Source organism: Saccharopolyspora elongata, assembly GCF_004348985.1.
GTDB classification, from domain to species: Bacteria; Actinomycetota; Actinomycetes; order Mycobacteriales; family Pseudonocardiaceae; genus Saccharopolyspora; species Saccharopolyspora elongata.
In genome coordinates, this window is record NZ_SMKW01000005.1 from 128,273 (window position 1) to 155,113 (window position 26,841).

Genomic DNA, 26,841 nt, shown 5'->3' on the forward strand with positions numbered 1-26,841 from the left:
TTTCCGCCGGTCCGCGGGTCGGTCAGAAGTCCCAGGTCGTTTCCGCGAAATCGCCCTCGGCGGCTTCCCGCGAGCATTCCCGGCATTTGTCGGTGACCGGTTTCGAGTTCGGTTCGCGCCCGCTCGGCGTGGGCTGCGGAACCTTCAGCGCGGCGCCGCACAGCGCCGGTATCGACTGCCCCGCGTACACGGCGCCGGGGCGAAACGTGGTGGCGTGTCTCAGGGTGAGGCCCATGCCGACGATCCAGAACACGTCCTGCCGCTCATCGCGGTACACGTCGATGGCCATCCGTTCGGAGTCCCTTTGTTCGCATCAACCCGGTGGTGCACCAACGATATGGTCGGGATTTGCCGCCGTCCAGCGGGGGTTGGGTCATTTAGGGCCGAATTAATGCACCGATCCGGTATCGATCGCGAATTTCGTGCCGTGCAACGGGATTACCTGCCGGAATGCGAGTGCACGTGCATCGGCGCGGAGCGGTCGCACGTGCGGTGCTGGACCGATCGGGGCGGCGGCCAGGATGCGGTCGTGGTGATCCTCGGGGATCGAAATCAGGTTGCGCGTTCGTGCAACCCCGCGCGGCCCGGCTCCGTAGACAACGGCGGTAGCGCGAAAGGGGACCGATTCCATGCGGGCCGAACGGGAACAGGAGTTCCGCGAGTTCGCCGCGGCGCGTGCGCTGTGGCTGCGCCGCTCGGCGTACCTGCTGTGCGGGGACTGGCACTTCGCCGAAGACCTCACCCAGAACACGCTCCTCAAGCTCTACCGGGCTTGGAAGCGGGTCAACATGTCCACAGTGGACTCGTATGCGCGCAAGACCCTGTTGCGGGTGTGGCTCGACGAGAGCCGCCGGCCGTGGCGGCGCGCGGAGCGGCGGGATGGCTCGCTGCCGGAAACCGGTGATGACACGGCCGATCCAGCCGAGGCGGGACTGCGCTCGTGGAGCCGGGAGTTGTTGCTGCGAGCGTTGTCCGAGGTCCCGCCGAAGCAGCGGGCGGTGCTCGTCCTGCGCTATTGGGAGGACCTGTCCATCGCCGAAGTCGCCGCGGCCCTCGGGTGCTCCGAAGGCACGGTCAAGAGCCAGGCGTCGCGTGGACTGGAGAACCTGCGCGCGGCCATCACCACATCCGATCCCGACCTGGCCTCGACGGCCGCGAGGAGGAGCGAGTGATGCAGGAAGAACTGCTGCGCGAGGGAATGCGGGCCGCCGTCGACGACGAGCCACCGCTGGGCTTCTCGCCGGACGACCTGGTCGCCGAGGGCAAGCGCCGGCAGCGCAGGCGGCGCGCCACGATCGGCGCCGTGGCGGCGACCCTCGTCGTCTTGGCCGGCGCGGCCGCCGTGCCGGGCATGATGACCGGCCCGACGCCGATCGTCCCGGCGGCACCGCAGGTCAGTGCGGTCAAGCCGATCGAGTGGCCGCCGAAGGGCATTGCGCCGATGAACCTGCCCGAATCGCAGCTGATCGCCGAGGGCGAGCGGATCCGCGGCCACCTGGCCGAAATCATCCCCAAGGTCGACACCGCGGCCTTCAACGTCACGACCACCCAGCCGCACGGCCTCGGACCGGGCCTCGGTACCGAGGCGCCCGCGACCGTCGTGGTGCGGGCCGGCTTCCAGTACGCGCTGGTGGCGATGGGAGAAGAGGTCCGGCTGCCGATGCAGCTGACGGTGGTGGTGCAGGGACCGGGCACGGCGCCGGTCCAGCTCGCGCAGTCGTGCGGAGACGGCGAGCCGACGCAGGTGTTGCTCGGCTGCACCACGCGCGTCCTCGATGACGGATCGATCCTCGTGGAAGGCGCGACCGCCCTCGCCTCCGTGGGTGAGGACGGGCCGACGACGCACATCGTCCGGCACTTCCGGACCGACGGCACCGTTGTCTCGGCCACCGCGTCGCACACCGCCGGCCCGGAGGCCGCAGGCCTGGGGGCCTACCGGCAGCTGCACGTGGATCGCCTCGACCTGATCGCGACCGATCGGGAAATCGCGCTGAAGGACTGACGTCCGGCGAACCGCTTTCCAATTCGAATCGCCGGCTCGGCAGAAATGTCCGATCGGGTGGACTTCGTCCGAAAAATGAAGGGAAATGCAGGAATGCGCACCACGACCCACCGCGGTTCCCGGCTCGGCCGGTTGGCCGCCGCTGTCACCCTGGCCGCCACCTCGCTGCTGGCGCTGCCGCTTTCGGCGACCGCCGAAGGCGCCGCGGACGTCCCGGACATCCAGTGGCCCCCGGCGGGAACGACCCCGCCGAACTACCCGCCGGAGGAGCTGGACAAGCACGCGACCGCCCTGCAGAAGCGGATGGAGGCGGTGTTCCCGACGGTCGTCCCGCACGCCGTGGACCCGGTGACGCCGAAGCCCCAGCAGCTCAGCGACACGCAGTTCCTGCACGGCACGACCGTCTTCCGCGACTCCATCGGCCGCACCGGGGTGACCATGCAGTACAACGCGCCGGGTGTGGTGCAGAAGTCGCCCAAGGAGTCGTGCGAGAACCCGGGCGGAACGCCGGTGACCTTCTGCGAAGGCCGGCTGCTCGAAGACGGTTCGGTGCTGGTGCACCGGCGCTTCGAGAGCGACGGCCATGTGGTCGCGTCGGCGGACCACTACATGCTCGACGGCAGCGTGACGATGGTCAGCAGCTACAACTACGACCCGATCATCGACGACCAGCAGGACCCGACGACGCGCCCGGAGGTCGCGGTGCCCTACGAGCAGCTCGACGTGCTCGCCACCGACCCCGAGCTCGCCCTGCACTGACCCCCCACCGCCCGAATGGCGCCAGGGGACCGCAGTTTCAATTGAAACTGCGGTCCCCCGAGGTGCCTCCGCCTCGTCTCACGCGTCCCACGAGTCGCGGTCGGACACGGCTTCCGGCGCAGCGCGACCGGGTGGGCCGAACGGAGGCGGGGCGCCGGTATCCTGGCTGTTCGTGACGGTCAAGCCCAGCATTCCGAACGTCCTCGCCGCCCGCTACGCCTCGCCCGAGCTGGTCGAGCTGTGGTCCCCGCAGCAGAAGATCATCCTGGAGCGCAAGCTGTGGCTCGCGGTGCTGCGCGCCCAGGCCGACCTCGGCATCGAGGTCCCCGAGAACGCGGTCGCCGACTACGAGCGGGTGCTGGAGCAGGTCGACCTGGACTCCATCGCCGCCCGCGAGCGCGTCACCCGCCACGACGTCAAGGCCCGCATCGAGGAGTTCAACGCCCTCGCCGGCCACGAGCAGATCCACAAGGGCATGACCTCCCGGGATCTCACCGAGAACGTCGAGCAGCTGCAGGTCCGGCTCAGCCTGGAGCTGGTCCGCGACCGCACGGTCGCCGTCTTGGCGCGGCTCGGCAAGCTCGCCGGCGAGTACGGCGAGCTGGTCATGGCCGGTCGCTCGCACAACGTCGCCGCCCAGGCGACCACGCTCGGCAAGCGCTTCGCCACCGCCGCCGACGAGCTGCTCGTCGGCTTCCACCGGCTGGAGGAGCTGCTCGCGCGCTACCCGCTGCGCGGCATCAAGGGCCCGGTCGGCACCGCGCAGGACATGCTCGACCTGCTCGGCGGCGACCCGGCGAAGCTCACCGAGCTGGAGCGCCGGGTGGCCGGCCACCTCGGCTTCGGCAGCACGCTGACCAGCGTCGGCCAGGTCTACCCGCGCTCGCTGGACTTCGAGGTGCTCACCGCGCTGGCCCAGCTCGCCGCCGCGCCGTCCAACGTGGCGACCACGATCCGGCTGATGGCCGGGCACGAGCTGGTGACCGAGGGCTTCAAGCCGGGCCAGGTCGGCTCCAGCGCGATGCCGCACAAGATGAACACCCGGTCCTGCGAGCGGGTCAACGGCCTCGCGGTGGTGCTGCGCGGCTTCGTGTCGATGGTCGGCGAGCTGGCCGGCGACCAGTGGAACGAGGGCGACGTGTCCTGCTCCGTGGTGCGCCGGGTGGCGCTGCCGGACGCGTTCTTCGCCTTCGACGGCCTGCTGGAGACGTTCCTGACGGTGCTCGACGAGTTCGGCGCGTTCCCCGCCGTGGTCGCCCGCGAGCTCGACCGCTACCTGCCGTTCCTGGCCACCACGAAGGTGCTGATGGCGGCGGTGCGGGCCGGTGTCGGCCGGGAGACCGCGCACGAGGCGATCAAGGAGAACGCGGTGGCGGTCGCGCTGGCGATGCGCGAGCAGGGCGCGGAGCGCAACGACCTCCTGGACCGGCTGGCGGCCGACGACCGCCTCCCGCTGGACCGGGCGGAGCTGGACGCCCTCCTGGCGGACCGCCTCGCCTTCACGGGAGCGGCGGCGGCCCAGGTCGGCGCCATCGTCGACCAGGTCGAGAAGATCACGACCCGCCACCCGGAGGCGGCGGCCTACACCCCCGCCGACATCCTCTGACGGCGGCGAATCCACTCCGACGGCAGGTGAATCCGGCTGAAGAACCCTTCGCCGGGTCCCCCACCGCAATTTCAATGGAAATCAGAGCTCTGATTTCCATTGAAATTGCGGCCCCGACCGGCCCGGACGCACCGCTCGTGCGCACTTTGGAGTGCTATGGCGATCCAAAGTGCTCACGAGACCTGGCCTGGAACGTGATCCCGGCGAACAGGTCGTCTTCCGGGAACGTCGTTTCGACCAGGCTGCGGGCCAGGTGGTAGTCCTCGGTCGGCCACACCTCCCGCTCGACTTCGCGCGGGTGCGCGAAGAACGGGTGGTCAGGGTCCATCTGCGTGGCGTGCGCGAGCGCCGCCCGGTCCCGGGTCTCGAAGTGCTCCGCGCACCGGATCCGGGTGGTGACGGCCAGGTTCGGCGCGGTGTCCGGCCAGTCGGCGAGCACCGGCGCGACTGCGACTCCAGGCCGCGCGCCGTCATCGCCTCGTCCAGCGCCTCGAACCACGCCCGGGACAGCGCGGCCTGGTAGTACAGCTTCAGCGGCTGCCACGGTCGTCCGTCGCCGGGGTAGCGCGCCGGGTCGGCGGCGGCCTCGAAGGCGGCGGCGGTCACCTCGTGTGTCCTGATGTGATCGGGATGCGGGTAGCCGCCGGTCTCGTCGTAGGTGATGACCACGTGCGGCCGGAACTCGCGGATCGCGGCGACCAGCGGCCGGGCCGCGACGTCGAGCGGCTGGACGGCGAAGCAGTCGTCCGGCAGCGGCTCGCCGTCGGCGGGAAGCCCGGAGTCGACGAACCCGAGGAACCGCTGCCGCACGCCGAGGATCTCCGCGGCGGCGGCCATCTCCCGCTTGCGGATCTGGGCCAGGTCCGCCCGCACCTCGGGGCGGTCCAGCCGCTTGTTGAGCACGTCGCCGCGCTCCCCGCCGGTGCAGGTCACGACCAGCACTTCCGCTCTTGCGGCCGCGTAGCGGGCCAGGGTGGCGGCGCCCTTGCTGGATTCGTCGTCGGGGTGGGCGTGCACGCTCATCAGGCGCAAGGTCATTTCGGCTCCTTCTTCGCGGCGGGCAGCAGGAATGCGGGGACCAGGCTCAACGCGGTGATGCCGAACGCCCACCAGAAGGTGTCGCCGAACGCGGCCGCCGGTTCCGGCGCCGACGAGCCCTGCAGCACCACCACCAGCAGTGCGGTGCCCAGCGATCCGCCGATCCGGTTGAGCACGTTCAACGCGCTGGCCGCGCGGGGAACCTCGTGCCGCTGCACGCTCCGGTAGACCGCGGCCATGCCGGGGGCCATCGTCATGCCCATGCCGATCCCGCGCAGCAGCAGGGAAGCGGTCAGCAACCAGCCCGGCGGCTGGGCGGCGAGCTGGGTGAACGACACCGTTCCGACCAGGGCCACGAGGATGCCGGTGACCAGCAGCGGTCGCGATCCGATCCGGTCGGAGAGCCGCCCGGCCGCGAACGTGGTGATCGCGGTGCCCAGCGCTTGCGGCGCGAGCAGCAGCCCGGCGGCGAGCGGGCCGACGTGCTGGACCTGTTGGTAGTAAAGCGGAATCAGCAGCATCGAGCTGTAGAGCGAGGCGCCGAGCAGGAACGAATTGCCGGTGGCGGCGGCGAATCCCCGGCGCGCGAACAGGCGCAGGTCGATCAGCGGCGTGCCCCGGCCCCGCAGTGCGTGCACGCCGTAGCCGATCAGCAAAGCCGCGCCTGCGGCCGGCGAAGCAACCGTCCACATTGAACCGAAACCGCCGGAAGCTCCGGCCGCGGTGAACCCGTACACCACGGCGGCCAGCCCGGGCGAGAGCAGCAGCAGGCCGACGGCGTCCAGCCGGTTGCCGCTCGCGGTGCCCGGCTCGGACGGCAGCACCCGCACCGCGAGCCACAGCGTGACGAGCCCGATCGGCAGGTTGATCAGGAACATCCAGCGCCAGTCCAGGCTCTGCACGATCGCGCCGCCGAGGATCGGGCCGACCACCGGCGCGAGCATCACCGGGATCGACGTCACGCCCATGACGCGGCCGATCTTGGACCCGGCGGCCTGGGCGACCATCGACTGGCCGATCGGCTGCATCATCCCACCGCCGATGCCCTGCAGGACGCGGAACGCGACCAGCGCCGGGGTCGACCAGGCGATGCCGCAGAGCGCGGACCCGCCGACGAACAGGGCCACCGAGACCAGCCACATCCGCTTGGCGCCGAACCGCTCGGACGCCCAGCCGGAGATCGGCATCACCAGCGACACGGCCAGCAGGTATCCGGTCGTCACCCACTGGATCGTGCTCAGTGGGCTGCGCAGCTCGGCGGCGATCGCGTCGATCCCGACGTTGACGATCGTGGCGTCCAGCCCGCCCAGCACCGCGCCGAGCAGCAGGACTCCGGCCATCCGCCACAGCTGGGCTGGAACCTCGTCATCCGATCGCGCCGCCGGGGCGGCCTTCGCAACCGTCATCGCACCTCCTCGCATCGAGAGGCCAACTTAGGTTGGACCAATAATTAGGTCAAGCATATTATTTGGGCGTGACCTAATTAGACGACTAGGCTGGCGGGCATGAGTAGCCCTGTGTCAACCTCAGTCCTCCTCAACCGCACCCCAGGGGACCGTGACGCAAACCAGCCACGAGAAACCACGCAACGGGAGATTGGGCTGAACGCAACCACCACTGTGGATCGCGGAGAGGCGGACCAGTCATGAGCACGGAGGGACTGCGGGAACGGCGCAAGCGGCAGACGAGGCAGGAGATCTCGCACGTCGCGACGCGGCTGTTCATCGAGCACGGCTTCGAGAACGTGACGATCGCGCAGGTGGCGACGGCGGCCGGGGTGGCGAAGATGACCGTCACCAACCACTTCCCGCGCAAGGAGGACCTGCTCCTCGACATGCACGAGGAACTGGTCGCCGGGCCGGCGCAGGCGGTCTTGGAGCGCGAGCCGGGTGAGTCGGCGCCGGCGGCGCTGCGCCGCGCCTACTTCGAGGCGCTGGCCCGGCGCGACGCGCTGATCGGCTTCTCCGGGGCGGAGTTCGTCCGCGTGATCAGCGGAAGCCCGACGCTGCAGGCCCGGCTGCGGGAGATCCACGAGCAGCGGGAACGGGCGCTGACCGACGTGTTGGCGCCGGAACTCGCCGAGTTCACCGCGAAGCTGCTGGCGGCACAGGCCACGACGGTGTACCGCGTGCTGCTGGAGGAGATCTTCCGTAGAACGCTCGACGGTGCGGACCACGAGGAGATCGCGGCGGCGATCGAACCCCTCGCCGAGCAGGCCTTCGATGGCCTGCAACGAGCCTTCGCGTGAGCCTTTCGGGTGCTTGTTCTGTGCGGCGATTTCGCGCGAAATCGACGTTCCCCACGCCTGAGAGATGGCGATTTCGCGCGAAATCGCCACCCCACACCGCAGGCCCACGCCACTTTCAGGGCAGACCCGGTGGCGACACCGCGCGGGCCCCGATCAGGCCGTCACTTCCAGTGGGCGTTGAAGAAGTCGAGCTCGCAGCGGGTCGCCTGCTGGAACACGCGCAGGCAGCGGGCCCGCTCGCGCTCGTCCAGGTCGGCGCCGATCCGGTCGAGCTCGCCGCACAACCACCGCACCCAGCCCTGGAAACCGGGGTTATTGTGTAGCGTGATCCACTCCGCGTGCACGAAGTTCTCCGGCAGCGAGGCCGGCGCGCGCATCGCCCACTCCAGGTAGGTCCACTCCGCGACGGTCAGCACCGTCAGCACCTCGGCGTAGCTGCCGTTCGCGTTGGCGTCGCTCATCAAGTCCCGGAAGGCCACCGTCGCCTCGTCCAGCACCGGGCGCACCCGGTCCGCCTCGCCGACGCCCAGCGCGTCGAGCGAGCGCTGGAAGTAGGTGTTCTCCTCGCTGGTGACCACGGCGATGCTGCCCGCGATCGCCAGCCGCGACGAGTAGCGATCCGCCTTGGCCAGCGCGGAACCCAGCAGCGCCAGGAAGTCGTCGACGAACTGGTAGTCCTGCACAAGGTAGGAGCGCATCGACTCGACCGGCACCAGCCCGTCGAAAAGGGCCCCGGTGAACGGGTGCGTGACGACCGCGGTCCAGTCGGGCTCGCTGCGCTGGCGGAGCCAGTCGGTGAATGTCTCGGTCACGAAGTCCTCCTGTGCTCGATCGGGGCTGGTCCGGACGGCCCACGCCGGTTCTTACCACCGGCCCGCGTGCGAGTGCCCTGGCCCCGGTGCGAGACAATCCGCACGTGGTTGCACTCGCCGATTACCCCCAGATCGCGGCCGGCAAGGTTCGCCAGCTGCACGCCGTGGACGACGAACACCTGCTGCTGGTCGCCTCCGACCGCATCTCGGCGTACGACCACGTGCTCGACACCCCGATCCCCGACAAGGGCCGGGTGCTGACCGCGATGAGCGTGTTCTGGTTCGAGCTGCTCGCCGACGTGATGCCGAACCACCTGGTCGCCGCCGACGATCCGCGCATCCCCAGCGAGGTGCGCGGTCGCGCGCTGCTGGTGAAGCGGCTGGAGATGCTGCCGGTGGAGTGCGTGGCGCGCGGCTACCTGACGGGCTCCGGGCTCGCCGACTACCAGCGCACCGGCGCGGTGTGCGGCGTGCAGCTGCCCGACGGGCTCGTCGAGGCGTCCGAGCTGCCGGAGCCGATTTTCACCCCGGCGACGAAGGCCGAGATCGGCGAGCACGACGAGAACGTGAGCTTCGAGGCGGTCGCCGCGCAGCTGGGCGCGGAGCGCGCAGCGGAGCTGCGCGACCTGACGCTGCTGGTCTACCGCCGGGCGGCGGAGCACGCACGCGGTCGCGGCGTGATCCTCGCGGACACCAAGTTCGAGTTCGGCCTGGCCCGCGACGGTTCGCTGGTGCTCGGCGACGAGGTGCTCACGCCCGACTCGTCGCGGTACTGGCCGGCGGACGGGTACGAGGCGGGCAAGGTGCAGCCGTCGTTCGACAAGCAGTACGTGCGCAACTGGCTGACCTCGCCGACGTCTGGCTGGGACCGTGCCTCGGACACCCCGCCGCCCCCGCTGCCGGCCGACGTCCTCGACGCCACGCGCGCCCGCTACGTCGAGGCGTACGAGCGGATCACCGGCCGCTCCTTCGCCGACTGGCTCGCCCCCACGCCGTAACCCCGCATCACCCGGGAGGCCCGGTTTCCCCGGTCGGAGTATGCGTCGGCGTGTCGGCGTCGTGCCGGGGCCTGGCCTGCCGAAAGTGGCGGCGTGGAGGTTCGCCGGATTTGCGCCGGGGCGACACCTGGCCGTCAGGTCGTGGACACCCGGACCAGGCGGAATGAGGGACCGTGAGCACGCCGCTCGTCGTGTCGTTGTCCGGCCTTGGGCTCCGGGTGCTGGACCAGTGCGCGGAATTCGCCGCGGAACTGGACCGCCGCCAGGTCCCGCTGTCCCTGCTGATCTCGCCGCGCCCGGATCACCTCGAGGCGCGGAACCCGCAATCCCCGCTGCTGCACTGGGTGGCCGAGCGCCTGACGCGGCGCGACGCCATCAGCCTGCACGGCTTCGCCCGCCTGTCCCCGGGGCTGCGCGCCCGCCTCGCCCCGGCCGCCCAGCTGCCAGCGCACGAAGCCGGGCTGCGGCTGGCGGCTGCGTCGGCGGTGCTCGAACAGGTCGGGCTGCGGACGAACAGCTTCATCCCGCCGCGCTGGCTCGCCTCACCCGGCACGGTCACCGCGCTGCAGCGGCGTGGATTCTCCGTCTGCGCGGACGCGATAGGGGTCCGGGATCTCACGACAGGCCAGGTGCACCGGGCGCGGATCCGGATGCTCGGCCCGGGCGAGCGTGCGGAGCCGTGGTGGTGCCGGGCGCTGGTGCTGGGCGTCGAGCGGGCGGCGCGCCGCGGGCGACCGGTCCGGCTCGCGATGGACGCCGCCGAGCTGCGGAAACCGGCCGCGAGGCAGGCGCTCCTGGACGCCGTGGACCTGGCGTTGCACCACGGCGCGCGTCCGGTCACCTATGCCTCGTTCGCCCGCCGTTCCGCGACGTCGGCCCGCGGATGAGAACCCCTTCATTCGACCTTCAGGGTCGCCTCACGGTGGGCGCCCAAGCTGGTTCTCGTCAGGCGAAAGCGGCCAATGGAGGACGAGGACGATGCGGATTCGGAACACGAAGCGGACCTGGCTCGCGGCGGTGGCGGCGGTAGCGCTGGTGGGCCTCGGCGGAACCGGAGCCGCGCTCGCCGCGGGCACCGGCACGGTCGAAACCCCGCGGGCGGCGACCCCGGTCGACCAGCCCCCGGTCGCCCAACCGGCCCCGGTCTGCTTCGACGACGACCCGGACGACCGGTTCGACGACGACCGCGACGATGTCGACGACCGCTTCGACGACTGCGACGACCGCCTCGACCTGGACGACCGCCTCGACCTGGACGACCGCCTCGACCTGGACGACCGCCTCGACCTGGACGACCGCTTCGACGACCACGACGACCACCTGGACGACCAGCCCGGCGACCACCACGACATCGCCGACCAGAACGACGACCGAGACGACGACTGAACCTGAGGCCCGCCACGAGGCGCAACACGCCGGGGGTGATTTTGCGCGAAATCGCCGCTCTGGTCGCTCCCGTTGCGGGGCGCAGCGGTTCTCCGGATGCCGGTTTCGCGCGAAAACGGCGGTCTCACGCGTGGTGGGTGACGGTTTCGCGCGAAAGCGGCGCCTCCTGCGGCGGGCCCGCCTCGGACGCTCCGGCGTCCGCTGCCGGGTCAGACCGAGGTCTGGGTTCCCTTGGCCAGGACTTCGAGGGCCGTGTCCTTCGGGCCGAGCTGTTCGAACATGCGGTAGTGCATGTTCGGGTTCGCCAGCACCGCTTCGTGGATCGGCACCGCAGCTCGCGGCGCCACCGCTCGCAGGAAGTCGACCGCCTCGGAGAGCTTCAGCCACGGCGCCCCGGTCGGCACGCCGAGCACGTCGATCCGCTGTTCCGGCACGTAGAACGAGTCGCCGGGGTGGTAGAAGGCGCCGTGGTCGACGACGTAGCCGATGTTGTCGATCACCGGGATGTCCGGGTGGATCACCGCGTGCGTGCCGCCGACGACGTTGATCGACGCGCCGCCCAGCTCCAGCGACTCGCCGGGGCGCGCGGTGGTCGCGGCCAAGCCCTTCTCTGCGATCGCGGGCGCCGAGCCCGGGTCGGCCACCAGCCGGGCGTTCGGGTTGGCGGCGAGCAGGGCCGGGAGCCGGTCGAGGTCGAGGTGGTCGAAGTGCTGGTGCGTGATCAGCACGGCGTCGAGGTCGCGGAGGTCTTCGAAGTCGGCGGAGAACGTGCCGGGGTCGATCAGCAGCCGCGCCGAGTCGGTCTCGATCAGCACGCACGCGTGTCCGAAGTGGGTGATCTGCACGGTGTTTCCTCCTAGATGAGCGAGCAGGTCCACTCTTCCACGCTCGACCTACCTCGGAAGGAAGGCCGTCGACCCACCTCCCACGTCGACTCCCCACCCCCGGTGGACCGCAATTTCAATGGAAATCGGACCTTCGATTTCCATTGAAATTGCGGGAGTTGTCCACAGCCGTCGGCGTGTCGGAGTGCGACACGCCGATGATGCGCAGTTTCAATTGAAACTGCACCGGGATCATCACGTCTGAACCTGCGGTGAGGTGACGACGTCTGGCACGGTGCCGAGATCACCGGGTCTGGTGAGGGAGGGTGGCGAGGAGTTCGGCTTCTTCCTCCGGGGTGAGCCCCGCTCGACGCTCTCGGTCCAGGCCCAGCGAGCGCTCGGTCTCCAGCGCCGCCGACACCGTCTCGGCGAGCGGCCGGATGCGCAGGCCCGCGTCCAGGCTGGGGCGCGCGTTGCGCGCGGCGATGCCCTGGTGGCTTTCCGGCAGCCAGAACGGCAGCGACTTCGGGCCTGCCCAGGGCTGCACCCCCGCCTCGGTCAGGTCTTCCGGCGCAACGGCCACGAGTTCGGTGCCCGGCGGCGCGACCAGCTCGGCGATCTGCGCCAGCAGCTCGTTGAGCGGCGTGGTCGGGCTCGTGCCGTCGAAGGTGCCGGTGAGGCCCTGCTCCCCGGCGTCCACGATCCACGCCGCTAGGTCGCGCACGTCGGCGTGCTGGGTCGGGTGGCCGGCGTCCGGCACGAGCACGCGACCGCCGCGCGCCATCCGCGCCGGCCAGTAGCCGAACCGGTCCGAGGGGTCGTTCGGCCCGGTGATCAGGCCTGGGCGCAGCACGAAGGCCCGGTCGCCGACCGCGGCGCGCACCGCGTTTCTCGCAGGCCACCTTGATCCCGCCGTAGGACTCGGACGTGCTCACGTCGTCGGAGTCGGTGATCGGCTCCAGCAGTTCGGCGTCGGTGCTCAGGCCGTGCGTCTCGTTGTCGGCGTAGACGTTGATGGTGGACACGAACGTCCAGTGCCCGGCCGTCGCGCCCAGGACGTCGAGGGCGTCCCGCACCCACCGGTAGTTCCGCGCCACGTCGACCACGGCGTCGAACCGTTCCCCGGCGAGCGAGCCGAGGCCCTGCTCCCGGTCCGCCACCACCAGCTTCGCGCCGTCGGGGATGTCGCCGCTCGTGCCGCGCACCGCGCAGACGACGTCGTGCCCCCGCCGGAGAGCCTCGGCCGCCACCGCCTGCCCGAGGAAAACCGTTCCGCCCAGAACCAGGATCCGCATATCGGCACCCTGCCCCGGCCGGCTAGGGCACCGCGACGGTTCTCGCTGCGGGTGAACGGGTTTATGCGATCAGCTGAATCCCGAGAGGGGCGTCCCCGACGCCCCTCTCATCGAGCGGTCACTTCGTGACGGTGATCTTCCGACTTGTCACTTCGTGACGGTGATCTTCATTGTCGGACCCGCGCCGCCGCCGATGCGGGTGTGCACGATGTACTCGCCGGGTGCGACGTCGGCGATGGTGGCCACCGCCTCGGCGTTGCCGTCGCGGTCGTTCACGACCTGGGCCAGGCCCTCGTCCGCGCCGAACGGGTGCTCCCCGTTGCGCACGAACGCCGCCGACGAGATCCAGTTGACGCCTTCGGCGCCGTGCTCCAGCCGCAGGACCAGCGTGTTGCCCGCCCGGACCTGCGACTTGTCGGCGGTCAGCAGTGCGTCCTCGGCCGCTGCCACGGCCGCCGGGCCGGGGCTCGGCGCTGCCGTCGCCGGCACGGTGGTGGTCAGCGCGAGGCCGGCGAGCAGGCCGGCCGCCATCAGCGTCTTGATTGTGCGCATCGGTGTGCGTTCCCCCTAGGTAACTGCAAGCGGGGCCCGGGTTTTCGGTGCCCCGGTCGTAATAGACGGCCAACCGGCCCAAAGGTTTAGACAACGTGGAAAAATGTGGCGCAAGACACATAGTGGGAAGGGTGTCGTGAGCCACGCCGCACCTCCGGCCCCTACCCGGCAGGGTGAACGCCCAGCTCAGTTACCCTTTGGCGGTACTGCTGGCCATCCGCCGGGGTCCCGGCGGATCTGCACGGAAACCGGGAGCAGCACCCGTGGCCCGAGTCGTTGTCGACGTCATGCCGAAGCAGGAAATCCTCGATCCGCAGGGACAGGCGGTGGCGAACGCGCTGCCCCGTCTCGGTTTCGGCGGCATCACCGAAGTCCGCCAGGGGAAGCGGTTCGAGCTGGAGGTCGCCGACGATGTCGACGACGACACGCTCGCCAAGATCGCCGAGACGTTGCTGGCCAACCCGGTGATCGAGGACTGGACCGTCCGCCGGGTGGAAGCATGAGCGCGAAGATCGGCGTCATCACCTTCCCCGGCACCCTCGATGACGTGGACGCGGCCCGCGCGGCGCGCCGTGCCGGTGCCGAACCGGTCGCCCTCTGGCACGCCGACCACGACCTCAAGGGCGTGGACGCGGTGGTCGTCCCCGGCGGCTTCTCCTACGGCGACTACCTGCGCTGCGGCGCGATCGCCAAGTTCGCCCCGGTCATGACCGAGGTCGTCGAGGCCGCCCGCAAGGGCATGCCGGTGCTCGGCGTGTGCAACGGCTTCCAGATCCTGTGCGAGTCCGGGCTGCTGCCCGGAGTGCTGACCCGCAACGCGGGCCTGCACTACGTCTGCCGCGACCAGTGGTTGAAGGTGGAGAACAACAGCAGCGCCTGGACCACCCGCTACGACGCGGGCGTCGAGCTGCTGATCCCGATCAAGCACGGCGAGGGCAACTACGTGGCCGACGAGGCCGTCCTCGACGAGCTCGAAGGCGAAGGCCGGGTGCTGTTCCGCTACGCGGGCGAGAACCCGAACGGTTCGCGGCGCGACATCGCGGGCATCACCGACGCGCGCGGCCGGGTCGCGGGCATGATGCCGCACCCGGAGCACGCGATCGACCCGCTGACCGGCCCCACCGATGACGGCCTCGGCATGTTCCTGTCCGTTCTGGATGCACTGGTGGCAGCGTGACCAACATCGTGAACGTGGATAGCGTCGATCACGCGAAGTCCACACCCGACGTCGACCAGCCCTTCCGCGAGCTCGGGCTGAAGGACGACGAGTACGCCCGGATCCGCGAGATCCTGGGCCGCCGGCCCACGGACGCCGAGCTGGCCATGTACTCGGTGATGTGGAGCGAGCACTGCTCCTACAAGTCGTCGAAGGTGCACCTGAAGTACTTCGGCGAGACCACCACCGACGAGATGCGCGAGAAGATGCTCGCGGGCATCGGCGAGAACGCCGGCGTGGTCGACATCGGCGACGGCTGGGCGGTCACGTTCAAGCTGGAGAGCCACAACCACCCGTCGTACGTCGAGCCCTACCAGGGCGCGGCCACCGGCGTCGGCGGCATCGTCCGCGACATCATGGCGATGGGCGCCCGCCCGGTCGCGGTGGCGGACCCGCTGCGCTTCGGCCCGGCCGACGCGCCGGACACCAAGCGCGTGCTGCCCGGCGTGGTCGCGGGCGTCGGCGGCTACGGCAACTGCCTGGGCCTGCCGAACATCGGCGGCGAGGTCGTCTTCGACGAGTGCTACGCGGGCAACCCGCTGGTCAACGCCATGTGCGTGGGCGTGATGAAGGTCGAGGACCTGCACCTGGCGCACGCCAGCGGCAAGGGCAACAAGATCATCCTGTTCGGCGCGCGCACCGGCCTCGACGGCATCGGCGGCGTGTCGGTGCTCGCGTCGGAGACGTTCGACGGCGACGAGAGCGGCGGCGGCCGCAAGAAGCTGCCCAGCGTTCAGGTCGGCGACCCGTTCGCCGAGAAGGTGCTCATCGAGTGCTGCCTGGAGCTGTACCACGCCGGACTGGTCGTGGGCATCCAGGACCTCGGCGGCGCGGGCCTGTCCTGCGCCACGTCGGAGCTGGCGTCGGCCGGCGACGGCGGCATGCGGGTCGACCTGGACCAGGTCCCGCTGCGCGCCACCGGGATGACCCCGGCGGAGATCCTCTCCAGCGAGTCGCAGGAGCGGATGTGCGCGGTCGTGGATCCGTCCAACGTGGACGCGTTCATGGAGGTGTGCCGCCGCTGGGACGTCACCGCGAACGTCATCGGTGAGGTCACCGACGGCGAGAACCTGGAGATCTTCTGGCACGGCGAGCTCGTGGTGGACGTGCCGCCGCGGACCGTCGCGCACCAGGGCCCGGTCTACGAGCGGCCGGTCGAGCGGCCCGCCGAGCAGGACCTGATCGTCGCGGACAGCGCGAACACGCTGACCCGGCCGTCCACATCGGACGAACTGCGGGAGACCATCCTGCGGATGGCGGCGTCGCCGAACCTGTGCTCCCGGGCGTGGGTCACCGACCAGTACGACCGGTACGTGCGCGGCAACACCGTGCTGGCCCAGCCGTCGGACGGCGGCGTGCTGCGCATCGACGAGGAGACCGGGCGCGGCATCGCGGTCGCCACCGACTGCAACGCCCGCTACACCCGGCTCGACCCGTACGCGGGCGCGCAGCTGGCGCTGGCCGAGGCCTACCGCAACGTGGCGACCACCGGTGCCACGCCGGTGGCGGTCACCAACTGCCTGAACTTCGGTTCGCCGGAGGACCCGGCGGTGATGTGGCAGTTCCAGCAGGCGGTGCGCGGCCTGGCCGACGCCTGCCAGGAGCTGGGCATCCCGGTGACCGGCGGCAACGTCAGCTTCTACAACCAGACCGGTGCGAAGCCGATCCTGCCGACGCCGGTGGTCGGCGTGCTGGGCACGATCGACGACGTGACCCGCCGCATCCCCACCGGAATCGGTGGCGAGGAAGGCGAAACGCTGCTGCTGCTCGGCGAGACGCACGAGGAGCTCGGCGGCTCGGAGTGGGCGCGCGTCACCCACGACCACCTCGGCGGCGTGCCGCCGAAGGTCGACCTGGCGCGCGAGAAGCTGCTGGCGGAGATCGTGCTCGCGGGTTCCCGCGACGGCATGATCTCGGCGGCGCACGACCTCTCCGAGGGCGGCCTGGCGCAGGCGCTGGTGGAGACGGCGCTGATCGGCGAGTGCGGCGCCCGGGTGGTCCTGCCGGAGGGCGTGGACCCGTTCGTCTGGCTGTTCTCCGAGTCGGCGGGCCGGATCCTGGTGGCGGTGCCGCGCACGGAGGAGCTCCGCTTCACGGACATGTGCTCGGCCCGAGGCCTCCCGTGGGCCAAGGTCGGCGTCGCGGACGCGGGCGCGCAGTCGCTCGACATCCAGGACGTGGCGGACATCCCGCTGACGGAGCTGCGCGAAGCCTGGGAAGGCACCCTCCCCAAGCTGTTCGGCTGATCCAGAGCTGAAGCGAACGGCCCGTTCACCTCGTCTACCGAGGCGAACGGGCCGTTCGCGCATCCACTAGCGGTCGAAGGCACCGTCTTTGACGGCGCCGATGAACCGGTGCCAGCTCGGCACCGGCACGGCTAAGTGCCCACCGTCGCGATCCTTCGTGTCCCGTACCCCAACGGCGTCGACCCCGAGGCCGATCTCGACGCAGTTGTTGTTCGGCCAGCTGTAGCTGGACTTTCGCCAGCCGACCTCGACACAGCTGGACTGCGTACCGCTGTAGCTGGACTTACGCCAGTGCATGAATTCTTCAGTCATCACGCCTCCAAACCATCAAGGTAGGAGCGGATCAACGCCGCAGACTGATCCGCTCCCAGCGCATCCGCTTGGAGCGTAGCCGTGAGGTCGCGAAAATCGATCGTGTCTTCCGGTTTGTCTAGGAACTGTCCCGAGCGGCGATGCTCCAGATGAACGATCGGGTCGGCCTTCGCGAACTCCAACAAGATGTGCGACCCGTCTTGTCCAATGTGGGCACCCAGCTCAAACGGCAGGACTTGAACCGTGACGGTGTCGAGCTCGGCGGTCTTCAGGATGTGCCTGAGCTGGTCTGCCATGACTTCCTTGCCGCCGACCGGCCGTCGGAGCACGGCTTCGTCAATGAGGGCAACGAATTTGACTGGCGAAGCCCGTGTCAGCACTTCCCGCCGCCCCATCCTGATCGCGACGAGCATCTCGATTCGCTCGGGCGAAACCCCGCCTCCACGAAACACGGCCCGTGCGTAATCCGCGGTCTGCAAGAGGCCTGGCACCCTGATCAAAGAAAGGTCGCTGATACGCGTGGCTTCGCGTTCGAACTCCAGCAACGCGGAGAGCTGACGCGGGATCCCGGTAGGGCCGACCTCGGTCCAGTTCGGTTGGTCCGCTTCCTTGGCGGCCTCGACCAGCTCGTCTCGGCGTGTGCCCGTGACTTTATAGATGGCGAGCATGGCGCCGAGGTCCTCGGCGCTCGGCACCTTTTCACCGCACTCGATCCGGCTGATCGTTGAACGCGAGAAGTTGAGGCGCTCTTCTAGTCCGCGCACGGTGAGGCCAGCTTGCTTGCGGAGGTCTCGAAGTTCCGCGCCGAGTACGCGAGCTTTCGCGGTGTTCGCCATGTCTTCACCCTATGTCGTGCAGTGATCACTCGATGTGGTCAACCCAGCTTGTCCCTGGGACTATTTCTAGACCTGGTGACATAGCTTTGTCTCAGAACAAACTAGGAGGCGGGGATGTTCGAAAGTGCTGGTGTGGACTGGTTTTGGCGGCCGGTGGGGGTTGGGCGGCATGCGTTCGGCGTGGCCGCGAAGCGGGCGGAGCCGTATGCGGCGGTGACCTCCTTCTGCGGCGTGGAGGTCGAAGCGTGGCAGGTGCAGCGGCTGCCTCGGGAGCTGGAGTGGATCAACGAGGACACCTGCATGGACTGCTGGCGGCGCGTCAGCGGCCGGTGGGCCCCGGGTTCGTGAGTGTTTTGGAGCGCTATGGCGATCCAAAGTGCGCACGAGACCTGAGCAGCGGAAACGTCAACTTCAACGGTAGGGAGTAACCATGTTCTGGCTTCAGGTGAGCACTCTGGTTCTGGTGAACGTGCTGATCGCGAGCATGTTGCTGGTCCGCGCTCCGCGCGCGCAGCACGCCGGCGCGGGCGATGGCGCGTTGAACGTGTGGCAGCTGATCGAAGAGGTCGAGGCCGAGCGACAACGGGAAGCGGAGTCCACCGGGCGGCACTTCCTGGACGCCGAAACCCTTGCGCGCCTGCGCATCTGACCCCGAGACCAGGTCCGGCGAACCCCCTCCCCTCGCCGGGCCGCATGGTGGCCGGGCGCCCCGCCCCCGACCCGGCGCCCGGCCACCCCTTCTCGCGCTACGCGCGCACGGCCTTCCAGCCGTCGGGGAGGACGACCTCGCGGTCCGGGCTGGTCGTGATGTCGGTGTGCTGGGCCTCGTCGTGGAACGTCGTGCCGCTCAGATCGGCGTCGTGCTCGAAGCGGACCGAGCGGAAGTCGGCCGGGCCGTGGAATTCGGCGCGTTCCATCGCCACCGAGTCGGCGAACCGGCTGTCGGCGAACCTCGTCCGGCCGTGGAAGCGGGTCCGCCGGAAGCTCGACCGGCCGTTGAACTCGACCCCGGGGAACCAGGCGCGCTGGTGGAAGACCGCGTCGTCGCAGCGGAACCGCCCGTACAACCGCCCGGCGCCGACCGCCGTGCCGGTGAACCACACATCCCCGTGGTACTCGCACCGGCTGAAGTTGTTGTCGCTGAACAACATCCCGTACCGCAGGATCAACGTGCCGACCTTCCGGTCGCTCAGGTCGAAGTACTCCAGCGAGGCGTTGGTGAGGTCGAGGTCGTAGGCCGGAGCGGCCTCGTCACCGGCGGCCGGGAGCAGGTCGGCGATGAGCCGCTGCGCGGTCAGCCGCACCTGCAGCTTCCGCTCGGCCCCGTCCTTCGCGTCCCGGGACCACTGCACCGGCCCGTCGTCGTCGGTGTTCAAGGGGGTTCCGGCGGACGCCGGGGCGTCATCGGTGTGGCGGTGGTGCCAGAACGGTCGCCGCAGATAGGAGCAGAGCACGTCGAGCACGGTCTGGGTGTAGTCGGGATTGCTCCGCGCGAGCCCGGCGAGGGCGTGCAGCGCGCCGACCCGAACTTGGTCGGCGTCGTGCCCGAGGAGTTCCACGGCGCGGGCGAAGCGCTCGTCGGCGACCCGGTCGCGGTCGAGGTCGGCCCGGCGGTTCTCGAGCTTGTGCCGCTCTTCCTCGACGCGCCGCCGCCGGTCGTTGAGCCAGAGCGCGTACAGCGCGACGACGGAACCGGCCGCGAGCCCGCCGGTCCGCAGCGCGTCGGCGCCGGTTGTCCTGGGATCGAAGGCCAGCAAACCGATGCTGACGCCGACCAACACCACGACAGCAACGGCGATCGTCGCGACTAATCCGATCTTGCGCTCACCCACGTGAGGGATTCTGCCTGACCTCATGGACCCAGAGGTGAGCGCGATTCGTATCCGTCTGGGGTACGAGCAACCAGTCATCCGGCACTTGCGCGTGAACCGAGGTGTCGACCTCGGTGTGGTACAGCGAGACGCTGGGCAACGGCTCGCGCATGCGGAGGTCGACGCCGCCGTCGAAGTGCGTGCGCCGGAGGTCGAGCGTGGTGTGGAAGGACGCGCGCTCGAAAGAAACATGCGCGGAGCAGCGGACTTCCTGCATTTCCACCGTGCCGTGGAACTCGGCGCGGTCGAAACCGACCGGCTCGTGCGCGACGATCCCGCGCAGTTCCAGCTTATGCCGGAACCTGGTCTCCTCCGCCCTGATCCGCCCCACGAAGACGCCGTCGCGGAGGTGCACCGGGCCGTGGAAGACGGCGCGGCTGAGGTTCGTCGTGTACCGGAACCGGCACCGGTAGGCGGCGATGCGGCCCACGACCCGGTCGGACAGGTTGAACCGCTCCAGCCAAGCCCTGGTCAGGTCGAGCTCGTAGATCTTCGGATCCGGGTCGGCGGTGCTGGGCAACAGGTCCTGGATCAGGCGCTGCGCCGTCTGCCGGACGTACCGCTCGCCCTCCAGCTCGGGGCCGGCCTCCGGCCATTCGCCAGGATCCGCCGGCAATTCCGAGGCCGGTGTCCACTTCGGATGCTCGAACGGTCGCCGCAGGTAGGAGCAGAGCACGTCGAGCACGGTCTGGGTGTAGCCGGGGTTGCTGCGGGCGAGCCCGGCGAGGGCGTGCATGGCGCCGACCCGCACCTGGTCGGCGTCGTTGCCGAGCAGCTCGACCGACCGCGCGAAGCGCTCATCGGCGGCGCGGTCCCGATCCTGGTCGGTCCGCCGGTCCTCCAGGGCCTGCCGCTGCTGTTCGAGCGCGTAACGCTGCCGATCCAGCTCCTGCCGCTGGCTGTCGAGCTCCTGCCGCTTCTCCTCGACGCGTCGGCGCCGGTCGTTGAGCCACAGGGCGTAGAGCGCGACCACCGATCCGGCCGCCAACCCGCCGGTTCGCAGGGCATCGGCGCCGGTGGTCCGCGGGTCGAAGATCAGCAATGCGACGCTGGCGCCGGCGAACACCACGACGGCGACGGCGATGGTCGCGACCAACCCGATCTTGCGCTCACCCATGCGAGGGATTCTGCCCTGCGCGGAGCGCAACACTCGGAGATTGCGCGGAATCAGTGCCTCGCCTGGGTTTCAGAAGCGGCGGTTTCGCGCGAAACCGCCACCGGCACGCGTGACGAACGACGGTTTCGCGCGAAACCGCCACCCGTCCCGAACCGCACGACGCGGTGCCGGGCTCGCCGGCACCGCGCGGGTGATGGCGTCAGCCGTTGGCCAGCGCTTGGAGGCGGTCGTAAGCGCCGTTGAACGTGTTCTTGTCCAGTGGCGACGACGTGTACTGCCAGATCGTCCAGATGCCCCACTTGTAGGGGAGCTGGCCGACGGTGCTCGCGTAGCGGGCGACCCACAGCGGGTTCGTCGAGCTGAAGTCGCCGTCCACGCACTGGTTCCACCAGCTCGTGCTGGTGTAGATGACCGGCCAGCGCCCGGTGCGGGCGTGGTAGGTGTCGCTGAAGTCCTTGATCCAGGCCGTCATCCCGCTCTTGGTCTTGCCGTAGCAGGTGGAGCCGTACGGGTTGTACTCCATGTCCAGCGCGCCCGGCAGCGTCTTGCCGTCCTTGGACCAGCCGCCGCCGTTGTCCACGAAGTAGTTGGCCTGCGCGGCGCCGCTGGAGCGGTCCGGCAGCGCGAAGTGGTACGCGCCGCGGATCATGCCCACGTTGTAGGAACCGTTGTACTGCTGGGCGAAGTACGGGTTCTTGTAGCCGGTGCCCTCGGTCGCCTTCACGTAGGCGAACCGCATGCCCTGGCCCCACCAGGAGTTCCAGTCCACGTTGCCCTGGTGGCCGCTGACGTCCATGCCGGCAACCGTGGCCAGCGGATCGACGACGGGGGTGAGCAGCGGATCATCGCCGCCGCCCTCGTGCTTGCGGATCTGCGAGCCCATCGGGGTGTCGGTCTCGGTTCCGCTCGGTGGTTCGCCGGTCACCTGCGTGCTCATCGCGCTTTCCCTTCCCGGAAGGGGTGTGCTGGCTTGCGCGGGCGAGCACAGGAGAAGAACGCCTGCGCAGGCAACCGATATTAGGGAGACCAGTGGTAATCGGCGACCACGTCCACTCGGAAGGTTCATCGATACCTCTCGGGGGTGTAGTTGCGGTGCGTCGTCGGGGGACCACGCGTCCTGCCCCGAAAGTGTGGCGAATGGTTTTCCAAAGATGTAGATCTTGTGTTAGTTTTTAACCAGAATGGCTCAATCCGGACACCGCGAGTGAACCGAGCGGTCTCCGGGGCTGAGTTCCGGGCCGCGCACAACCTCTCGGCGGGGCTGTGCGTCGAAAACATCAGATGTATCACGGCAGCCGCGCTTCGGTGATCGACTGGTTGCGGACGGTAGTCGTCCGTCGGGTGAGGCCCCCTGTATGGCCTGCTCGAATGAGGTGAGCGCCTACCCCGGGTGCCGTACCTGATGTTCGACCGCCGGACCGGTCCGGTCGTATGCTCCGAACGAACGGCCCAGGCGAGTAGGACGAGTGGAGGGCGCCCCAGGCATGACTGGCTGGACAGCGCCGGTGCCCAGCGCTCACGAGGTGGTCGCCGAGGTGAACCGAGCCGATCGACGACGCTTTGCCGCCGTTTGGGCGCAGGCCATGATGGGCACCAGTTACGTACCGATGACCAGCGCGGAGGTCGAAGGCCGCTTGTACGGCTACACCGACCGGCTGGTCGACGTGCTGCTCGGCGAGCCTTTCGACCCGTCCCCCCGCGCGGTCGGTCGGCGTCGACCTGGTCGCCGTGCACTTCACCAGCGCGGAGTCGTTAGGCCGCACGATCGACCTCATCGGCGACGAGATCCTCGACGTCCTTCACCTGGACGACGGCCCGGTCTGGCGCGAACGCGTCGCCGCTCTGCAGGGCGCGCTGTGCGCCGGCTTCGTGCAGGCCGCGCGCAAGCGGACGCTGGACGAGCAGGAGGCCATCCGGCAGGCCGTGCTGGACGCGCGCGATGCCGTCGAACAGGCGCTGCGCACCAGCGAAGCCAGGTTCCGCGCGATCTTCGCCGAGGCCGCGATCGGCATCGGGATCGGCGACATGAACGGCCGGATCCTCGAGGTGAACGACTCGCTCGTGCGGATCATGGGCCGGCCCGGCGAGGAACTCCGCCGGATGTTGGTGCAGGACATGATGCACCCGGACGATCCCGACAGCACCTGGCGGCTGTACGAGGAACTGGTCCGCGGCGAACGCGACCAGTTCCGGGTGGAGAAGCGGTTCGTCCGCCCCGACGGCGGCACCGTGTGGACCGAGCTGATCGTCTCCCTGGTCCGCGGCGAGGACGGCCTCCCGCTGTACCAGGTCGCGCTGATCGAGGACGTCACCGATCGGCGGATGCTGCAGGAACGCCTGCGTCACCAGGCGATGCACGATCCGCTGACCGGGCTGCCCAACCGGGCGTTGTTCCTGGAGCGGCTCACCACGATCCTCGAGCAGCACGAACCCGACGAACGGGTGGCGCTGTGCTACATGGACCTCGACGGGTTCAAGGTCATCAACGACAGCCTCGGCCACCACGTCGGCGACGACCTGCTGCGGGCGGTCGCCGACCGGCTCGCCACCGCGGTGCACGGCGATGACCGGCTCGTCGCGCGGATGGGCGGCGACGAGTTCGTGATCGTGATCCAGAACTCGTTCGGCACCGACCAGGCCGTCGAGGTCGCCGACACCGTGCTCGACGCGCTGGTCCGGCCGATCCGCATCGGCGGCCACGAGCTGTCCGTGTCGGCCAGCATCGGCATCGTCGAGCGGCCGGTGGCCGGGCAGACCGCGGCCGAGCTGATGCGCGACGCCGACGTGACGCTGTACTGGGCGAAGTCCGAGGGCAAGGGCCGGTGGGCGCTGTTCGACCCGGACCGCAACGCCACCGAGGTCGCGCAGTTCCACCTGTCGGCGAAGATGCCCGCCGCGCTGGAGCGCGACGAGTTCTACGTGGACTACCAGCCGCTGATCGGGCTGCGGGACTTCAACGTCGTCGGCGTCGAAGCGTTGGTCCGCTGGGCGCACCCGGAGCTGGGACGGCTGGGGCCGGACCGGTTCATCGGGCTGGCCGAGGAGACCGGGCTGATCGTGCCGCTCGGGCGCTGGGTGCTGCGGCAGGCCTGCCGGCAGGCGAAGCAGTGGCAGGACGAATTCGGGGCGGCGGCGCCGTTCGTCAGCGTCAACCTGGCGGTCCGGCAGTCGCGGGACCCGAACCTGGTGTCCGACGTGGCGGAGATCCTGGCCGAGACCGGGCTGGCACCGTCGCGGCTGCAGCTGGAGCTCACCGAGAGCGCGATCATGGGCACCGCCGACGAGCCGCTGGACGCGCTGCGCGCGCTGTCCCGGATGGGCGTGCGGATCGCCATCGACGACTTCGGCACCGGGTACTCGAACCTGGCCTACCTGCGGCACCTCCCGGTGCACGAGTTGAAGATCGCGGGCTCGTTCATGGAGGGCCTGCGGGACGCGGAGCGGGCCGACCCGGTCGACGCGCGGATCGTCGGAACGCTGGTGGACCTGGCGCACGCGCTCGGGCTGACGGTCACGGCCGAAGGTGTGGAAACCCAGGCCCAAGCCCGCCGGATGGCGGACATCGGCTGCGAAACGGGCCAGGGCTACCTCTTCGCCCGACCGGGATCCCCAGCGGAGATAACGACGTTCATCACCGACCACCTCGACTGACACCCCACCCGAGTCCCGCCACCCCGGGTTCTGCCGCAACTTCAATGGAAATCGGACCTTCGATTTCCATTGAAATTGCGGGAAGTCGTCCACAAGCACCGGCGTGTCGTGGTCGACACGCCGATGATCCGCAGTTTCAATTGAAACTGCACGAGGTACGGGGCTCAGGTGGTCGTGGCGGGGCCGTTGCGGCGGCTCTTGCGGTCCCGGGTGATGCCGCCGAAGAGGATAGCCGCCGAGTTCACCAGCGCCAGGTGGCTGAACGCCTGCGGGAAGTTCCCGGTGAACCGGCCGTTCGCACCGTCGTACTCCTCCGCGTACAGGCCCAAGTCGTTGGTGAGGTCCAGCAGCTCGGCGAACATCCGCTCCGCCTCCGCGCGCCGCCCGCAGTAGGCCAGCGCGTCGACCAGCCAGAACGAGCAGGCCAGGAACGCGCCCTCCCGCCCGGTCAACCCGTCGACCTCGCTGCGCCGATCATCGGTGCTGTACCGGTCGACCAGCACCCCGTCGTGCTGCAGCTCGCGCTGCACGGCTTCGACGGTGCGCACCACCCGCTCGTCGTCGCCGGGGAGGAACCCGACCGACGGAATCAGCAGCGTGGCCGCGTCCAGCGTCGTCCCGCCGTAGTACTGGGTGAACGCGCCGACCTCCGGGTTCCAGCCCCGCTCCAGGACCTCCGCGCGCACCGTGTCGCGGATCGTCCGCCACCGCTGCACCGGCCCCGGCAGCCCGTCCTCCTCCACGGCGCGGACGGCCCGGTCGAACGCCACCCAGACCATCACCCGCGAATGCGTGAAGTGCCGGTCCGGGCCGCGCACCTCCCACAGCCCGCGATCCGGCTGCTGCCAGATCTTCTCCAGGTGCCGCAGCATGCCGCGCTGCAACGCCCAGGTCTCCTCGTTCTCCGGCAGCCCGCGCTCGCGGGCCAGGTGCAGCATGTCCAGCACCTCGCCGTAGACGTCGAGCTGGGTCTGCCGGAAGGCGGCGTTGCCGATCCGCACCGGCCCGGTGCCGCGGTAGCCGGGCAGCCAGTCGGCCTCCCACTCCACCACGTGCCGCTCGCCGTTGACGCCGTACATGATCTGCAGGTCCGCGGGATCGCCGGCGACCGCGCGCACCAGCCAGTCGCGCCACGCCGCGGCCTCCTCGGAGCAACCGAAGTTGTCCAGCGCCAGCAGGACGAAGGTGGCGTCGCGCAGCCAGCAGTAGCGGTAGTCCCAGTTCCGGTTGCCCGGCAGGCTTCCGGCAGCGAGCTGGTCGACGCGGCGATGACGCCGCCGGTCGGCGCGTAGGTCAGCGCCTTGAGGGTGGCCAGCGACCGGTACACCGCGGCCGAGTGCGGCCCGTCGTAATCGATCTTCCCGGTCCACTCCCGCCAGAAGTCCTCGCTGTCCTGGGTTTCCTGCTCCGGATCCATCGGCGCGGGCAGGTCCCACGCGTCCGGCGACCACTGCATCACCCAGGACAGCCGCTCCCCGGCGCGCACCGTGAGCACCACCTCGTGCGCCCGCTCGTGATCGACGCGCTGCGGCAGGACGTCGCCGCGCAGCACCGCGGTGTGCGGGCCGGCGACGGCGAGGATGTATTCGTCCAGCACCGGCTCGGTTTCGCGCACCCGGCGCACCCAGGGCACCGCGTCGCCGTAGGCGAAGCGGACCACCCAGCGGAGCTTGATGTCCACCTCGCCGTCGATGCCTTCGACGATCCGCACCAGGCAGGGCTGGTCGTGCTGGTTCTTCTCGTGCGGCGGCATGCTGTCGATCAACCGGATCGCGCCGCCGTCGGTGTGAAATTCCGTCTCCAGCACCAGGGTGTTGTCCCGGTACCGGCGGCGAACCTCGTGCACCGGCGCGGTCGGCGCGATCTGCCAGTGGCCGTCCCGCCCGTCGCCGAGCAGGCGCGCGAAGCACGACGGCGCGTCGAAGCGGGGCAGGCAGAGCCAGTCGATCGAGCCGTCCTTGCCGACCAGCGCGGCCGTGCGGAGGTCGGACAGCAGGGCGTAGTCCTCGATGAGCCCTGGTCCTTGATCGCCCGTCACCCTGCCGAGGCTAGGCATCTCACCCGGCTTTGGC

General features: G+C 69.8%; 26 protein-coding genes and 2 pseudogenes. 14 read left to right on the forward strand and 14 right to left on the reverse strand.

Annotation, left to right across the window (positions count from 1 at the left end; translation table 11 throughout):
- Positions 1-22 precede the first annotated feature (22 nt).
- The gene (locus tag E1288_RS06205) at positions 23-289 is read right to left on the reverse strand and encodes a hypothetical protein (protein ID WP_132482122.1); all 267 of its coding nucleotides are present in this window, start codon (positions 287-289) and stop codon (positions 23-25) included.
- A gap of 340 nt (positions 290-629) precedes the next feature.
- On the opposite strand from E1288_RS06205, the gene E1288_RS06210 reads away from it, so the two are divergent.
- From E1288_RS06210 to purB, 4 genes are all read left to right on the forward strand, one after another.
- On the forward strand, positions 630-1,172 hold the full coding sequence (locus E1288_RS06210) for an RNA polymerase sigma factor (protein WP_132482125.1): 543 nt from the start codon (positions 630-632) through the stop codon (positions 1,170-1,172).
- The gene (locus E1288_RS06215; protein WP_132482128.1) at positions 1,172-2,002 is read left to right on the forward strand and encodes a hypothetical protein; all 831 of its coding nucleotides are present in this window, start codon (positions 1,172-1,174) and stop codon (positions 2,000-2,002) included. The genes E1288_RS06210 and E1288_RS06215 overlap by 1 nt, the downstream gene beginning before the upstream one ends.
- A 93-nt stretch (positions 2,003-2,095) precedes the next feature.
- Complete coding sequence (locus tag E1288_RS06220; protein ID WP_132482130.1) at positions 2,096-2,761, forward strand: hypothetical protein; 666 nt, start codon at positions 2,096-2,098, stop codon at positions 2,759-2,761.
- Positions 2,762-2,933: 172 nt separating this feature from the next.
- A complete protein-coding gene (gene purB / locus E1288_RS06225) occupies positions 2,934-4,367 on the forward strand; it encodes an adenylosuccinate lyase (RefSeq protein ID WP_132482132.1) in 1,434 nt (477 codons plus the stop codon).
- Between the two features lie 154 nt (positions 4,368-4,521).
- Here the strand turns inward: purB and mca are convergent.
- Both mca and E1288_RS06235 read right to left on the reverse strand, forming a co-directional pair.
- Positions 4,522-5,405: pseudogene (gene mca, locus E1288_RS06230) on the reverse strand (mycothiol conjugate amidase Mca).
- Positions 5,402-6,811 (reverse strand): DHA2 family efflux MFS transporter permease subunit, encoded by a 1,410-nt coding sequence (locus E1288_RS06235; protein ID WP_132482134.1) that lies wholly within the window; start codon positions 6,809-6,811, stop codon positions 5,402-5,404. Before E1288_RS06235 ends, mca begins: the two are co-directional and overlap by 4 nt.
- 239 nt (positions 6,812-7,050) lie before the next feature.
- On the opposite strand from E1288_RS06235, the gene E1288_RS06240 reads away from it, so the two are divergent.
- Complete coding sequence (locus tag E1288_RS06240) at positions 7,051-7,653, forward strand: TetR/AcrR family transcriptional regulator (RefSeq protein ID WP_132482136.1); 603 nt, start codon at positions 7,051-7,053, stop codon at positions 7,651-7,653.
- 161 nt (positions 7,654-7,814) lie between these two features.
- On the opposite strand, the gene E1288_RS06245 is transcribed toward E1288_RS06240, so the two are convergent.
- Positions 7,815-8,465, reverse strand: coding sequence for a TenA family protein (locus E1288_RS06245; protein WP_132482138.1), 651 nt, complete (start codon positions 8,463-8,465; stop codon positions 7,815-7,817).
- Between the two features lie 104 nt (positions 8,466-8,569).
- On the opposite strand from E1288_RS06245, the gene E1288_RS06250 reads away from it, so the two are divergent.
- The 3 genes from E1288_RS06250 (at position 8,570) to E1288_RS46770 (ending at position 10,849) form a co-directional block, all read left to right on the forward strand.
- Positions 8,570-9,463, forward strand: coding sequence for a phosphoribosylaminoimidazolesuccinocarboxamide synthase (locus E1288_RS06250; protein ID WP_132482140.1), 894 nt, complete (start codon positions 8,570-8,572; stop codon positions 9,461-9,463).
- 173 nt (positions 9,464-9,636) lie between these two features.
- Complete coding sequence (locus E1288_RS06255; RefSeq protein ID WP_132482142.1) at positions 9,637-10,350, forward strand: DUF2334 domain-containing protein; 714 nt, start codon at positions 9,637-9,639, stop codon at positions 10,348-10,350.
- 91 nt (positions 10,351-10,441) lie between these two features.
- Positions 10,442-10,849 (forward strand): ATPase, encoded by a 408-nt coding sequence (locus E1288_RS46770; protein ID WP_165968004.1) that lies wholly within the window; start codon positions 10,442-10,444, stop codon positions 10,847-10,849.
- A 209-nt stretch (positions 10,850-11,058) separates the two neighbouring features.
- Here the strand turns inward: E1288_RS46770 and E1288_RS06265 are convergent, their stop codons facing one another.
- The 3 genes from E1288_RS06265 to E1288_RS06275 all read right to left on the reverse strand — a co-directional run bounded on the left by E1288_RS06265 (position 11,059) and on the right by E1288_RS06275 (position 13,520).
- Positions 11,059-11,694 carry an MBL fold metallo-hydrolase gene (locus tag E1288_RS06265; RefSeq protein ID WP_132482144.1) on the reverse strand — a complete coding sequence of 212 codons (636 nt, stop codon included), beginning with the start codon at positions 11,692-11,694 and terminating at the stop codon, positions 11,059-11,061.
- Positions 11,695-11,977: 283 nt separating this feature from the next.
- Positions 11,978-12,556, reverse strand: a complete 579-nt coding sequence (locus tag E1288_RS50110; RefSeq protein ID WP_328592440.1) for a Rossmann-fold NAD(P)-binding domain-containing protein — start codon at positions 12,554-12,556, stop codon at positions 11,978-11,980.
- A 559-nt stretch (positions 12,557-13,115) separates the two neighbouring features.
- A complete protein-coding gene (locus E1288_RS06275; RefSeq protein ID WP_132482146.1) occupies positions 13,116-13,520 on the reverse strand; it encodes a hypothetical protein in 405 nt (134 codons plus the stop codon).
- A 263-nt stretch (positions 13,521-13,783) separates the two neighbouring features.
- Between E1288_RS06275 and purS the strand changes: the two genes are divergently transcribed.
- From purS to purL, 3 genes are read left to right on the forward strand one after another with little or no spacing between them, the layout of a single operon-like run.
- Positions 13,784-14,023, forward strand: a complete 240-nt coding sequence (purS, locus tag E1288_RS06280) for a phosphoribosylformylglycinamidine synthase subunit PurS (protein ID WP_132482148.1) — start codon at positions 13,784-13,786, stop codon at positions 14,021-14,023.
- Positions 14,020-14,697 (forward strand): phosphoribosylformylglycinamidine synthase subunit PurQ, encoded by a 678-nt coding sequence (purQ, locus tag E1288_RS06285; protein ID WP_132482150.1) that lies wholly within the window; start codon positions 14,020-14,022, stop codon positions 14,695-14,697. The genes purS and purQ overlap by 4 nt, the downstream gene beginning before the upstream one ends.
- Positions 14,694-16,982 carry a phosphoribosylformylglycinamidine synthase subunit PurL gene (purL, locus tag E1288_RS06290; protein WP_132482152.1) on the forward strand — a complete coding sequence of 763 codons (2,289 nt, stop codon included), beginning with the start codon at positions 14,694-14,696 and terminating at the stop codon, positions 16,980-16,982. Before purQ ends, purL begins: the two co-directional genes overlap by 4 nt.
- Before the next feature lie 66 nt (positions 16,983-17,048).
- On the opposite strand, the gene E1288_RS06295 is transcribed toward purL, so the two are convergent.
- Positions 17,049-17,294, reverse strand: coding sequence for a DUF397 domain-containing protein (locus tag E1288_RS06295; protein WP_132482154.1), 246 nt, complete (start codon positions 17,292-17,294; stop codon positions 17,049-17,051).
- The gene (locus E1288_RS06300) at positions 17,294-18,130 is read right to left on the reverse strand and encodes a helix-turn-helix domain-containing protein (RefSeq protein WP_132482155.1); all 837 of its coding nucleotides are present in this window, start codon (positions 18,128-18,130) and stop codon (positions 17,294-17,296) included. Before E1288_RS06300 ends, E1288_RS06295 begins: the two co-directional genes overlap by 1 nt.
- Before the next feature lie 114 nt (positions 18,131-18,244).
- Here E1288_RS06300 and E1288_RS06305 point away from each other — a divergent pair, with 114 nt between their 5' ends.
- The gene (locus E1288_RS06305) at positions 18,245-18,478 is read left to right on the forward strand and encodes a hypothetical protein (RefSeq protein ID WP_132482157.1); all 234 of its coding nucleotides are present in this window, start codon (positions 18,245-18,247) and stop codon (positions 18,476-18,478) included.
- A gap of 82 nt (positions 18,479-18,560) precedes the next feature.
- Positions 18,561-18,779, forward strand: coding sequence for a hypothetical protein (locus E1288_RS06310; protein ID WP_132482159.1), 219 nt, complete (start codon positions 18,561-18,563; stop codon positions 18,777-18,779).
- A 97-nt stretch (positions 18,780-18,876) separates the two neighbouring features.
- Here the strand turns inward: E1288_RS06310 and E1288_RS06315 are convergent, their stop codons facing one another.
- The 3 genes from E1288_RS06315 to E1288_RS06325 all read right to left on the reverse strand — a co-directional run bounded on the left by E1288_RS06315 (position 18,877) and on the right by E1288_RS06325 (position 22,055).
- Entirely contained in the window at positions 18,877-19,962 is a 1,086-nt protein-coding gene (locus E1288_RS06315; RefSeq protein ID WP_132482161.1) for a pentapeptide repeat-containing protein, read from the reverse strand.
- Positions 19,955-21,118, reverse strand: a complete 1,164-nt coding sequence (locus E1288_RS06320) for a pentapeptide repeat-containing protein (RefSeq protein WP_132482163.1) — start codon at positions 21,116-21,118, stop codon at positions 19,955-19,957. Before E1288_RS06320 ends, E1288_RS06315 begins: the two co-directional genes overlap by 8 nt.
- A 199-nt stretch (positions 21,119-21,317) precedes the next feature.
- On the reverse strand, positions 21,318-22,055 hold the full coding sequence (locus E1288_RS06325) for a lysozyme (protein WP_397527780.1): 738 nt from the start codon (positions 22,053-22,055) through the stop codon (positions 21,318-21,320).
- 791 nt (positions 22,056-22,846) lie between these two features.
- Here E1288_RS06325 and E1288_RS06330 point away from each other — a divergent pair.
- On the forward strand, positions 22,847-24,769 hold the full coding sequence (locus tag E1288_RS06330; protein WP_235883377.1) for a putative bifunctional diguanylate cyclase/phosphodiesterase: 1,923 nt from the start codon (positions 22,847-22,849) through the stop codon (positions 24,767-24,769).
- A gap of 164 nt (positions 24,770-24,933) precedes the next feature.
- Here E1288_RS06330 and E1288_RS48630 read toward each other — a convergent pair whose 3' ends face one another.
- The gene (locus E1288_RS48630) at positions 24,934-26,139 is read right to left on the reverse strand and encodes a glycoside hydrolase family 15 protein (RefSeq protein WP_235883380.1); all 1,206 of its coding nucleotides are present in this window, start codon (positions 26,137-26,139) and stop codon (positions 24,934-24,936) included.
- 320 nt (positions 26,140-26,459) lie between these two features.
- Positions 26,460-26,825 (reverse strand): annotated as a pseudogene (locus tag E1288_RS48635) (trehalase-like domain-containing protein); the annotation flags it as partial.
- Between the last annotated feature and the right edge of the window lie 16 nt (positions 26,826-26,841).

Coding starts and splice junctions, on each gene's coding strand:
- E1288_RS06205 (WP_132482122.1), bottom strand. CDS start 289: ATGGCCATCGACGTGTACCGCGATGAGCGGCAGGACGTGTTCTGGATC.
- E1288_RS06210 (WP_132482125.1), top strand. CDS start 630: ATGCGGGCCGAACGGGAACAGGAGTTCCGCGAGTTCGCCGCGGCGCGT.
- E1288_RS06215 (WP_132482128.1), top strand. CDS start 1,172: ATGCAGGAAGAACTGCTGCGCGAGGGAATGCGGGCCGCCGTCGACGAC.
- E1288_RS06220 (WP_132482130.1), top strand. CDS start 2,096: ATGCGCACCACGACCCACCGCGGTTCCCGGCTCGGCCGGTTGGCCGCC.
- E1288_RS06235 (WP_132482134.1), bottom strand. CDS start 6,811: ATGACGGTTGCGAAGGCCGCCCCGGCGGCGCGATCGGATGACGAGGTT.
- E1288_RS06240 (WP_132482136.1), top strand. CDS start 7,051: ATGAGCACGGAGGGACTGCGGGAACGGCGCAAGCGGCAGACGAGGCAG.
- E1288_RS46770 (WP_165968004.1), top strand. CDS start 10,442: ATGCGGATTCGGAACACGAAGCGGACCTGGCTCGCGGCGGTGGCGGCG.
- E1288_RS06275 (WP_132482146.1), bottom strand. CDS start 13,520: ATGCGCACAATCAAGACGCTGATGGCGGCCGGCCTGCTCGCCGGCCTC.
- purQ (WP_132482150.1), top strand. CDS start 14,020: ATGAGCGCGAAGATCGGCGTCATCACCTTCCCCGGCACCCTCGATGAC.
- E1288_RS06295 (WP_132482154.1), bottom strand. CDS start 17,294: ATGACTGAAGAATTCATGCACTGGCGTAAGTCCAGCTACAGCGGTACG.
- E1288_RS06300 (WP_132482155.1), bottom strand. CDS start 18,130: ATGGCGAACACCGCGAAAGCTCGCGTACTCGGCGCGGAACTTCGAGAC.
- E1288_RS06305 (WP_132482157.1), top strand. CDS start 18,245: ATGTTCGAAAGTGCTGGTGTGGACTGGTTTTGGCGGCCGGTGGGGGTT.
- E1288_RS06310 (WP_132482159.1), top strand. CDS start 18,561: ATGTTCTGGCTTCAGGTGAGCACTCTGGTTCTGGTGAACGTGCTGATC.
- E1288_RS06320 (WP_132482163.1), bottom strand. CDS start 21,118: ATGGGTGAGCGCAAGATCGGGTTGGTCGCGACCATCGCCGTCGCCGTC.
- E1288_RS06325 (WP_397527780.1), bottom strand. CDS start 22,055: ATGAGCACGCAGGTGACCGGCGAACCACCGAGCGGAACCGAGACCGAC.